We start from the raw sequence: 11,103 nt of genomic DNA, 5'->3' as shown, positions 1-11,103 counted from the left end.
ACCTGGCCACGATGAGAATCCTAACAGGACAGCTGTGCGGTTTCGTACTGGCGTTCGAGTGGGTGCCGGTCCGCCATGGCGGCGGATCGGCTGTGCCTGTCCTGCTCCGCAGGAGTTCCGCTTCCTCGCCGGCCTGAAGGCCGGAGTATCCACGGAAGGAAGCTGATGGGGACTCGGAAAGGAGAACGGGCCATGCCGATCCAGCGCCGCCAGATGCTCGCCGGGGTGCTCGCCGCCGCCCTCGTGCTCGGCTGCGGCTTTCCTGCCGACGACGGGCCTCCCGGCGCCGAGATCCTGGCCGCCGGGACCGCCGAACTCGATGCCGTGAAGCTGCCGGAGCACGAGTGGGCGCAACATGCCCGATACGCCAAGCGGGACAGGACGCGGCTGGTCCGGACGCGCTGGTACACCGTGCCGCTCACCCGGGCCGAGACGGTGCGCCTCGTCGACCGGCTGTTCATGGCGGCCGGGTGGGCGCGCAGCGACGACTGCCTGGGTCTGGGCGGCGAGAAGTGCTTCACCTACGACAGGAACGGCTTCCATGTGTTCCCCAGCATCACCGACGGCGTCTGTATCGGCGGCGGCACCGGTTGCGCGGATCTGCATATGAGCATGCGTCGGGCATGAGTCTCCGGGGGTGGGAGCGCCACGGGGGCGCTCCCGTCTCCCGGCCCGGCACCGGCGGCTCGCTGTCCTGGCGTCGGCGGAGCGGATCAGCTCAGAGCGCTGACCGCCGCCCTGAGCTGGCCGCGCAGCCGTTCGTCCGCCCACACCGTGTCGGTCCAGGTGCCGGCGCACACCACGCGTTCGTCGCGTTCGGCCAGTTCGGTGAGTCCGGGCACGGCCGCGGTCGCACCCATCTCCACCAGCAGCGCCACCGCCGCCGAGCCGCCGTGGGGATCCGCGGCCGCGGTCAGCAGCGGTGCGACGAGTTCGGCCGGGTCCACGCCGTGCCGCCACAGCGCACGCGCGGTGTCGACCAGAGCCTGCTCGGCGTCAAGCGCCGCGCGAAGCAGCGGTATGAGATCGGCGGCAGCCGGTGCCAGGTCGGCGGCCAGCCGGGCGGCTTGCCTCGCGTGCCACCGGGCGGACGGGTCGCCGACGCGAAGCGCCGCCTCGACGGTCGGCAGGACCGCGGCCGGGTCACCGGTGGCCCGCCAGACCACCAGGGCGGCGGCGAGCTGCTCGGGCATGGTGTGTTCGGCTGTGCCGGTCAGGGCTGGACGCAGCCGCGGCACCAGGGACACGGCCGCCGGGCCGAGGTCGGCGACAAGTTTCAGCTCGTAGTCCAGGACGCACGGCGTCGAGTGGTCGAGCATCCGGGCGGCGGCTGCGACCAGCGGCCCCGGATCGCCGGTGAGCCGCCACAACGCGTGCCCGGCCCGGGTGTCACCGGCCTGTCGCAGGGCCGCGACGACCTCGGGTGTGGCGGCCCCGGTCGCGGCCAGGGCCAGCGGGGCGGCGGCGGTCGCGACCGGCAGGGCGGCGATGAGTTCGGGCACCGCCGGGGCAGCAGCCGGACCCCAGCCCACGACCGACATCACCGCGTCGATGATCGGGTTTCCGGGCACCTGTGCGGCGAGCAGCCTGCTGATCCGGCGGCGCACCCCGTCCAGGGCGACCGGATCGAACTCCGGCACGTACTCGTCGAGCAGTGCGTCGGCGGAGAGCCAGTGGCCGGCCTCCCAGGCCGCGAGCGCCGGGTCCCGCCAGCGCCGGTCACCGAGGCGGACCAGGACGGACAGGGCGGTGTTCGCGGGTTCCGGGTAGGCCGCCAGGCCGCCGGTGGTGCGCTTGGAGAACGGGTCGCCATGCGGCTGCGGGACCGCCGCGAGACCGTCGCCGGCGATGCGGGCCAGTTCGTCGGCGACCGCCGCCGCGGCTGGTCCGGCGTGCACGGCCGCGTCCACCGCGGCAGCGACCACCGTCTCGGTACGGTCGGCGAGCAGTTCGCGCAGGTACGGCATCAGCGCCGCGGGGGCGGACCGCTTCGCCCGGAACCGGGACTGCAACGCCTTGGCGAGGCGGACGCGTCCGGTCGACGAACCTCCGTCGGCGAGCATGGTTCCGGCAAGCGCTTCAGCCGACACCCCGTCGAGCCGGCTCAGCGTCTCGCGCAGCGGGTCTCCACCGGCCCACGGGCTCCTCCACTCCTTGGCGGAGAAAGACGCGGCGACCGGAACCACAGCCTCCGCAGGGAGCGGGAGCCCGGCTTTCGCGTAGGCGAGCGCGGCCGCCGCGGGCAAGGGGTGCGCCTCGGTGGTGGCCGCCGTGCACAGTAGCTCGGCGCACGCGGCCCCCTCGTGGTGCGCGATGCCCAGCAGCAGCACGGCCCGGACCGCCGAGTCGGACTCGACGGCCCACCGGCCGTGCAGCGTCCGCAGGTGCTGCGGCCCGCAACGGGCCACCGTGTATGCGGCGGCCGCGCGGATCTCCGGGTCGGGATCGGCGAGCTGCGGCACCAGTGTGCTGCTGCGGGCGGCGATCGCCTCCCGGACGGCAGGCTGGTCGTCGCCGTTGCTCTGCTCCGGGTCGGTGAGCTCGCCGAGGGTGACGAGGAGCATGTCTCGATCGCGTACTCCCGGTGTGGTGGCGAGTTCGACCAGGAATGGCACGGCTACCACGGTCACCGGGTAGACGGTGCCCTGATGCCAAATCGACGAGTAGAACTCGACCCGGCCCTCGTCGGCGGTCTGCGGGTCCTGGTCCGCCATCGCCCGCAGGATGTCCGGCGCCTCCGTGCACGGACCGTAAGCGCCCCAGTACGCCGACCAGTCGATCTCATCGAGTCCCGCGAGCATCGCGCCAATATAGCGACCAGTTCTCGGCCTGATACGCGACAGGTTGCGGCGTCGGCCGCCGCCGGATTCCTACGCTCATGCCACGGCGAACCTCCGTTCGCCGATGGGGAGAGGGGATGCGCCATGTCGCATCGCAGACTGCGGCGAGCAGCGTCGCTGACGGCGGCAGCCATGATCGCGATCGCCGCCGCGCCGGTGCATGCCGCGCCGCCACCCGGCGGAGGCGGTGATCCGTACAACCCGGGAATCCGGTACGTCGAGGTGACCAGCACACCGGGCTCGGACAGCCACGTCGTCGTGACCGCCGTGTGTCCGGCCGGAACCCGTGCCCTCGGCGGCGGCGGGAAGGTGCTCGGGGCGACCAACCAGGTATTCATTCACCGTAGCCAGCCGACCGACAGCGGGTTCGTCGTCGAGGCCAGTGAGCGAGCCGACCTGCACGCCGGGAACTTCCCCGGCACCTGGTCGGTCCAGGTCACTGCCGCCTGCGGCCCCGACTATCCGGGATTCGTGTACGTCAACGTGACCTCCGCCGCCGACAGCCAGCAGACCAAGTCGGCGATCGCCGAGTGCCCGCCTCGCACGACGAAGATCGGCATGGGCGCGAGTATCCGCGGCGGCGGCCGGGCGGTCCGCTTCGACTCGCTGTGGCGCGCGTACCTGTCGAACTCCGGTCAGAACCCGGAGTCGGTGAAGGCGGTGGCCAGCGAGATCCCACCGGGTACGACGTCGGTGTGGAATGTCGTGGCGACGGTCGTCTGCGCGCAGCTGCCGCAGGACGTGCGCTTCGCCCACATGCTCGACCACGTCGGCAGCCTCTACGGTTCGAGCGGCTCCTACCTGGACAGCTGCGAATTCGGGGGAGGCGTCCATCGCTACTACATGGTGGCGGTGGGCGGCGAGGGACAGCACCCGGATCCGGGCGAGCTCAGCCTGCAGTGGTATCTCGCCCTGGGTGACAAGGCGCGTGCCGCACTGGACGTATACGCCGACGACGACGACCATGACGGCGACATCGCGCTCATGGGCGGGTTCATCTGCGCCTACAAGATCATATACTGAAGTGCGGTGGGGTCGCGGCCATCCGCGGCCCCACCGCGGACGGGCTGATGGAAGGGGCCGCAGTCGGCAAGCGTCTCGGAGCCGGCGTACGAATTCCGACCCGCGAGACCCGAGCGCAGCTCGAAACGGTATTGCCGTGATCAGGACGCCGACTACGATCGGCCGACATGACACCAGTGAGCGAGCCGGTCAGGGCTGCGGTGCGGCGAGGCGACCTCGACTGGCTCTCCACCCACCTGGAGGCGCGGGACTGCACGCCAGCCGTTCTGAAGCTGCTCATTCGCGACGTCGACCCGCTGCTGCGGCACCTGGGTCTGGACCGGCTGGCTGCGCGGACCGCGATTCCGAGCACCGAGGATTCCGACCTGGCCGAACTGGCCGGGGTGCTGCCGCCGACGCTGGACGGACCGTCCGAGACGGCGCTTCTCCTGGCCGACCTTCACCGGCGGCTCTGGCGGTACGTGCCCGAGCAGCGCCGGCCGCGGTGGCGTACGGTCGGCCTGCCGGTCAATGTTCAGGTCGCCTGGCTGCGCGCCGAGATCTGCCACGAGCCCGCGAAGGTCCGCAGCGAACCGGCGGGCGAGCTGCTCTACCAGGCCGTCGCCGGGATCGCCGCCGCCGACACCGACCGGCTGGATGAGCTGGTCGGCGAGCTGGCCGCCAGCGGCGACCGGGTGCTGCGAGACGCGGCGCTGCGCCTGGCCCGCGAAGGGCTGCACAGCGCACTGCTGGCCCCGGCCCGTGCCCGCGAGCACGTCGGCAGGCTGCTCGAATCCGTCGAGGTGTCCGCTGCCGCGCTGCAGGAGCTGGCCGAGCCGTGGGCCGCGCTCGCCCCGCTGCGCCGAGAGCGGCTTCGACCGCTCCTCGTCACCACTGCGCCGTCGCCAGGGTCTGCCCCGGCCGGTGCCCGCCGGGGCCAGGCCGTTGATCCGCCGTCACCGGGGCCTGCCGTGATCGATGCCGCGATCGTGGCTGCCGCCCGTCACGGGCATGGCGACCTTCTCCACGACGTCATCACGGACGGGGCGATGCCGCCGCGGGCCCGGCAGCGGGCACTGCGGGAGCTGGGCACCCTGGCCGGTGTTGCGGACATCGGCGGGATCCTGGCAGCCGCCGCCACCGACCCGCTGCTGTTCGGCGCATCCGTGGTGGCGTGCCTTCGGGCCATGCACCGGCGCGGCGTCTTCCCGGCCGGTGACGATGCTGCGTACATCGTGGACCTCGCGCTGGCCGATCACACCGTGTCCGCGGCCGAGGTTGCCACGATCGTGTTCACGTGCCGCCGTGCGGCGTTCGGCGCGCTGGTGGCCGAGGACCCCGACGACCCGATGTGGCCGCGACGGCTGGCGCTGCTGGTCGAGCTGGCCCGCCAGGGAGGCGGGGACCTGCCGGTCGGCGACGCGATCGCCGGTGTGCTGCCCGCGACGTCGCGTCCGGAGCCGTTCCTGGCGGCGATCGGGGCGCTGGGCCATACTCCGGCGGAGGCGGCGGTCATCGAGCTGCTGCCGCGGGCCCCGGCGGCGGCGTTGCGCACGCTGGAGGCAGTCGGCGGCCCCCGGACCGTGGCGGTGTTGCGGGAAGGGCTCGGCCTGACCGGCGGCGACGTCACCACCGGGCCTGTCGCGCCGCACCTGCGGCCGGTCCGCCGTCGCGCGCTGGAGCTGCTGTGGCATCTCACCGACGATCCGGACGGGCGGGCGGCGATCCTGGCCCGCCTCGACCCGCGCGACGTTCCCCGCCGGATCGCCGTCGACCTCGGTGGTCCCGACCAGCGGGAACTGGTTGTGCTGCGAGCGGGATTCGACCCGGAGGACCCGGTTTCGGCGCTGCTCGTGCTGGCCCGTAACGGCGACGCGGGCACTCTGGCCGCCATCGCCGACCTGCTGGCGCGGATCGTGGCGGACCTCGCGGCATCGTGGGAGCCGGGCGGACCGGCCCGCCCCGTCGAGACCGTACGTTCGGACGGACCTCCGCCCGGCGAGCCCGCCGTGCCCGACAAGGTCGTGGCCGCGATCCACGCGCTCGGCGGCCGCCTGCACGAACGCGGCAAGCTGCGGCCGTACTGCCTGCGCGAAGCCGGCAGCGCCGCCGAGGCCGGCCACGCGCTCGTCGCGACCATGGTGCTGAACCTGCTGGACCGGCCCGGCCTGTCCGCCGGCGAGCAGGCCGTCCTGCTCGCCCTGCTGCCCCGGGCCCCGTACGCGGGCACCCGGGCCCGGGTGCACCGGCTGCTGCGCCACCGCGACCGCCACATCCGCAAGCACGCGATCGCGGCACTGGCCGCCGACTCCACCGGCGACGCCGCCGAGGCGCTGTCGGCGAGCCTGATCATCCTGACCACGGCCCGCGACCCGCAGACCGTCCGGCAGGCGCTGCTCGCGCTCGGGCGGATCCAGGCCCGCTGGGCCGCCCCGGCGATCGCGGCGTGCCTGGACCACCCCACCATGAATATCAAGAAGACCGCCGCCGAGGTCCTGGTTGAAGCCGGTGCGCCCGCCGCGGTGCCGAAGCTGCTGTCCTGGCTCGGCCGCCACGACAACCCGGGTCTGCGAGCGGCTCTCGTCAAAGCACTCGGGGCGATCCTCGGCCACGCCCACGCCGCCACGGTCCTCGCCGCGGCCGAGCAGGCCGACGACGAGCGAACCCGCAGGCTGCTGCTCGACGCGCTGGACTGGACGCTGTCGGCGCGGGCGGTCGAGGCCCTGGCCCGGCAGGGCTCCCCGGTCGCACCGGCGCTGCTCGCGCTGGTCGCCGCAGGCGAGATCAGGCTCCGCGAAGGAACCGTCGGGGACCTGGCGGCGCTGTTCACGGCACACGGCATCGCCGCACCGGCCCGGCCCGTCCGGGCGGCTCAGGGCCCGTTCGACGAGGACGTCGACGCGCTGGTGCGCGACGGCTGGAACCCGGCGACCGCACTGCGGATCGTGGCCGGACACGAGCGGGAGCCCGGGAATCCGAGCGCCGGCCGGCTCGCCCGGCTGCGGCCGCTGCTGGTCGACTGGCTCCGGCTGGCCGCCTCCGATATCGCTGCCGCACCGGCGACGCTTCGGCTCACCCTGCGGCTCTGCCCCGCTCCCTGGTCGGCGGACGAGGTCAAGACCTTTGCCCAGGCGGCCGGGACGCTGGTCGACGGTCTGGGCGAAGCGGCCGGTGAGGACCGGGACGCTCTGCTCACGGTCCTGGAGGCGGTCGCGCCGACCCTGCACGCCGCCCAGGCCCTCGGCCTCGCCGCCCGGCTGCGGACGCTCGCCCCCACCGCGGCCGGACGGAGGTCGTCGCTGGCACTGCTGCGCCGCTGCGGCGCGGTGCTGACTCGCACCGACGTCGAGCAAGCCCTCGCCGCGGCCCGGCTCGGCCCCGACCCCTGGCGCGCCGAGACCGCCGTGCTGCGCGACGCTTTCGCCGTCACCGCCACCCCGGCGTCCGAGGAGGCCACTGCCTGGCGGCTCCGCCTCGAAGCAGCCGTACGGCTGCTCGGCGACCTGGCTGGATTCCGGACGCGAGACGAGCATCCGCTCCCGTCGCGCGACCGCCTCGACGCCCTGATCGACCTCTTCCCGGCGGCGCACCAGGACGCCCGTGGCGCGATGCTGGACTGGATGGAGTCCCTCCAGCCGATCGGCGTACCGTCCTGGACGCTGGCCGAGCACGCCGACAAGGCCGCCGACCGGCCACGGATCCCGCACGACGGAGACCTCGACCAGCCGCGCTCGGCCGCGTTGCGCGAGCGCCTGCTGGGCATGCTCGACGCCCCCGTCGCGAAGAGGCGCGACGCGGCAGCCGCCGCACTCCGGCACTGGCCCGAGCCGGAGACCGTGCGCGAGGTGCTCCGCGCGTTCCTGGACGGACGCGCCACCGTCCGTGTCGACGTCGGCGTCAGTGCAGGCCTCGCGCCGGCGCTGAACAGCATCGACGAAAGCGAACTGCGGACGATCGCCGCCGGTGGCGAGGCTGCTCGCGAGCGCGTCGCCCGGGTGGCGTACCACCTCGACCCGTCCGGACTGCACCGCGTGCTCCCGCTGCTGCTCGAATGGTGGGAGCACGGCGACCCCGCCACCCGTGTCTCGGTCGCTGCCGCGCTGCGCAAGGATGCCGAATACGCCGACACCCTCGCGGAGAGCCTCCACAGCCGCCTGGACGCCGGGGCCTGGGGATACCTGGACCTGATCGCCAACCGGCCCCTGCTGCGCACTCCGGCACTCGACGAAGTCCAGCGACGGCTGCGTGCGGAAGGCCGTCCGGACCTGGCCGACAGGATCACCCTCGTGGACGGCCCGCTACGGGGGCCCGACGCCGCCGACAGCGATACCGCCCGGCTCGCCGCTCTCCGGGAGCGACCGCCCGCGGACGCCACCACAGCCGGTCCATCACGTGCGGACCTGCTCGACCTGATCCGCACCGGCCACGCCGAGCAGGTCCGCCGCGCGCTCTCCCGCCTCGCGGAGGTGCACGAGGATCACCGCCCGGCGGATGCCCGGCTCGCCGCGGACCAGGCCGCCGAACTGGAGAACCTGCTGGCCGACCTGCTCCACCACCGCGAGCCCGCGATCCGCCTGCACGCCCATCGCGTCGCTCGCAAGCTCCTGGACCGCCCGACCTACCTGCGCCACAGCACGGTCCTGCTCGACGATCCCGAACCCGACGTGGTGCGGGCCGCGGTCAACACGCTCAGCCACGCGGACCACCAGCCCGCCATCCCCGCGATCGTGGGCCTGCTCGTGCACCCCCAAGCCGCTGTCCGCAGGGCCGCGTTCGGCGGTCTCGTCCAGGTCGGACCTTCGGCGATCCCGGCCCTCAGGCACGCGGCGGGCCGGGCGCGGCCGGACCGGCGGCACCACTACACTGCGGTCCTCGACCGGATCACCGAGCGAGCGGCGGACGAGGCCGTGGTGCGCTGACAGCGGGCGAGATCAGGTCAGGACAGGCAGGGCTTCGGTGCCGTGCTGGACGAAACCCCGCGCGCCGTAGTGGAAGCTGAGCGTCGTCTCAGGGTCGAGGCGCAGCCTCGGGCAGGCGTCGAGCAGCGCGGTGAGGGCCGCGGTGACCTCGATGCGGGCCAGCGGGGCGCCGACGCAGTAGTGCGGGCCGATGCCGAAGCCCAGGTGGGCTCCGCCGCGCCGGTCCAGCCGGAACGTGTCGGCGTCGGGGTACACCTGCTCGTCGAAGTGCGCGGCGGCGATGGCCAGGTACACCAGGCTGCCCGCGGGCAGGGGCGTCCCGGAGAGTTCGGTGTCGCGCATGACCAGGCGGTAGAGCCCGGCGGTCGGGTTGGCCCAGCGGAAGGACTCGTCGATCGCGGCCTCGGCGAGGCCGGAATCGGCCCGCACCCGCGCCAGCGCGTCCGGGTTGAGCAGCAGCGACGACACCGTCGCCGACATCATCTGGATGGTGGTCTCGAAGCCGCCCAGCAGCAGGCTCACCACCGCGGTCGTCACCGCTTCGAGGGAGTACGCGTCGTCGGCCTCGAACGCCCGGACGATCTCGCCGAGCATGTTGTCGCCGCGGACGCGCAGTTCCTGCCGCACCAGCGTGGTGGTGTACTCGCTGAGCCGGTCGTACGCCTGCCGGCCGGCTTCGGCGACCGACTCGTCCATCGGCGAGCCCAGCCACGTGATGATCGCCCGTACCCAGGCCAGGCCCTGGTCGCCCAGCTCGTCGGGGATGCCGAGCAGGGCGAGGAACACCTCCATCGGATACCGGGCGATGCTCTCCTCGACGAGTTCCACCTCGGCCTTCGCGGCCAGCGGCCCGAAGCTGCGCCGGGCGATCGGCACGACGGCCTGGGCGTACTTGGCGCTCGCACTGGCGCTGAAGAAGCGGTTGTGGACGCGCCGCAGCCCGTGGTGCGCGGGCCCGTCGAGCGCGATCATCGCCTCGCTCATCGGGCCCATGCCGTAGAAGCGGGTGCTGAAGGTGGCGGTGTCGCGCAGGGCGGCGCTGACGTCCCGATGCCGCAGCACCAGCGGCGCGTGCATGAGTTCGTCGTACACGATCGGCTGCTGCCGCCCGAGCGCCGCGAGGGTGCGCCCCAGTGCGGCCGGTGAGCTGGATCGTTGCGCGAAGGCACTTTCCGCGGCCGGGATCATCCATCGATTACAGCCGCTGCCCGCGGGAAGGGGATAGCGCAGCGACAGATGCCCGACAGCGACGGTCACCCTACCGGTGGTAACGGCCGGGCAGCGATCGACTCGAACGAATCGGCCCATGCCGCTGCCGGTGCGGCCGCTGTACCGTGATCGCCTCGTTGCCGGCTCGGACACCGCGGGGGAGCAGATGACCAGGGTCGCCATCGTGACCGGAGCGTCCGCGGGCATCGGCGCGGCCACCGCCCACCGGCTGCACGAGCTGGGTTTCACCGTGTACGCGGTGGCCCGGCGGGTGGACCGGATGGCGCCGCTGGCCGCCCTGGGCGTGCACACCGCCGGGGTCGACGTCACCGACGACGCCGCCTTGGCGGCCCTGGTCGACCGGATCGTCGCCGAGTCGGGCCGGATCGACGTCCTGGTCAACAACGCCGGCTACGGCTCGTTCGGCGCGCTGGAGGACGTGCCGCTGGACGAGGCGCGGCGGCAGTTCGAGGTCAACGTCTTCGGCGCGGCCCGGCTGTGCCAGCTGGTCCTGCCCCACCTGCGGGCGCGGGGAGCGGGCCGCATCATCAACGTGTCCTCGGTCGGGGCGCGGCTGTACCAGCCCTTGGGCAGCTGGTACCACTCGACCAAGTACGCGCTGGAGGGCCTGAGCGACTGCCTGCGGGTGGAGTTGAGGCCGCTGGGCGTCGACGTGGTGGTGATCCAGCCCGGCGGCATCGCGACCGAGTTCCCGCAGGTGGCGGGGGAGCGGCTGCTGGCCACGTCCGGCGGCGGGCCCTACGGCGAGCAGGCCCGCCGGTACGCGCGGGCGCTGCTGTCGGAGCCGGACCACATCTCGCCGCCCTCGGTCGTCGCCAAGGCGATCGGGCGGGCCGCGACGGTGCGGCGGCCGCGCTCGCGCTACGCGGTCGGGCGTGGCGCGCGAGCCGCCGTGTTCGCCCGCTGGCTGCTGCCCGACCGCGTCTTCGACCGGCTCGTGGTGGCGCTGTTCGCCGCCCTGGGTGCGATCGCCGCCCGCCGCGCGCGACCGGCCGGAGCTGCCGAAGGTCCAATGTAGACCTATCCGACCGGTCGGCATCACCGCGCTGTACTTCCGCCGTCGCTGTCCGAACATGTCATAGACAACCCGTGACGCCGTTGTCACTCTTCTT

Annotated in this window: 6 protein-coding genes; 4 read left to right on the top strand and 2 right to left on the bottom strand. The window is 73.5% G+C overall.

The genetic code is table 11. The features are described from left to right. Window positions 1-192: 192 nt before the first annotated feature. Window positions 193-627 (top strand): hypothetical protein, encoded by a 435-nt coding sequence (locus tag Cco03nite_RS36590; protein WP_203698603.1) that lies wholly within the window; start codon window positions 193-195, stop codon window positions 625-627. 86 nt (window positions 628-713) lie between these two features. Here the strand turns inward: Cco03nite_RS36590 and Cco03nite_RS36585 are convergent, their stop codons facing one another. Beyond that, window positions 714-2,801, bottom strand: a complete 2,088-nt coding sequence (locus Cco03nite_RS36585; protein WP_203698602.1) for a hypothetical protein — start codon at window positions 2,799-2,801, stop codon at window positions 714-716. Window positions 2,802-2,924: 123 nt separating this feature from the next. On the opposite strand from Cco03nite_RS36585, the gene Cco03nite_RS36580 reads away from it, so the two are divergent. Together Cco03nite_RS36580 and Cco03nite_RS36575 are read left to right on the top strand one after the other, a co-directional pair. Then, window positions 2,925-3,863 carry a hypothetical protein gene (locus tag Cco03nite_RS36580; RefSeq protein ID WP_203698601.1) on the top strand — a complete coding sequence of 313 codons (939 nt, stop codon included), beginning with the start codon at window positions 2,925-2,927 and terminating at the stop codon, window positions 3,861-3,863. A gap of 167 nt (window positions 3,864-4,030) precedes the next feature. Next, the gene (locus Cco03nite_RS36575) at window positions 4,031-8,761 is read left to right on the top strand and encodes a HEAT repeat domain-containing protein (protein WP_203698600.1); all 4,731 of its coding nucleotides are present in this window, start codon (window positions 4,031-4,033) and stop codon (window positions 8,759-8,761) included. 12 nt (window positions 8,762-8,773) lie between these two features. On the opposite strand, the gene Cco03nite_RS36570 is transcribed toward Cco03nite_RS36575, so the two are convergent. Next, entirely contained in the window at window positions 8,774-10,018 is a 1,245-nt protein-coding gene (locus tag Cco03nite_RS36570; protein ID WP_203698599.1) for a cytochrome P450, read from the bottom strand. 118 nt (window positions 10,019-10,136) lie between these two features. On the opposite strand from Cco03nite_RS36570, the gene Cco03nite_RS36565 reads away from it, so the two are divergent. Continuing rightward, the gene (locus tag Cco03nite_RS36565; RefSeq protein ID WP_203698598.1) at window positions 10,137-11,009 is read left to right on the top strand and encodes an oxidoreductase; all 873 of its coding nucleotides are present in this window, start codon (window positions 10,137-10,139) and stop codon (window positions 11,007-11,009) included. Window positions 11,010-11,103: the final 94 nt, after the last annotated feature.

It is taken from the genome of Catellatospora coxensis (assembly GCF_016862635.1).
Lineage (GTDB): Bacteria > Actinomycetota > Actinomycetes > Mycobacteriales > Micromonosporaceae > Catellatospora > Catellatospora coxensis.
This window is presented reverse-complemented; position numbering and strand designations above follow the sequence as displayed.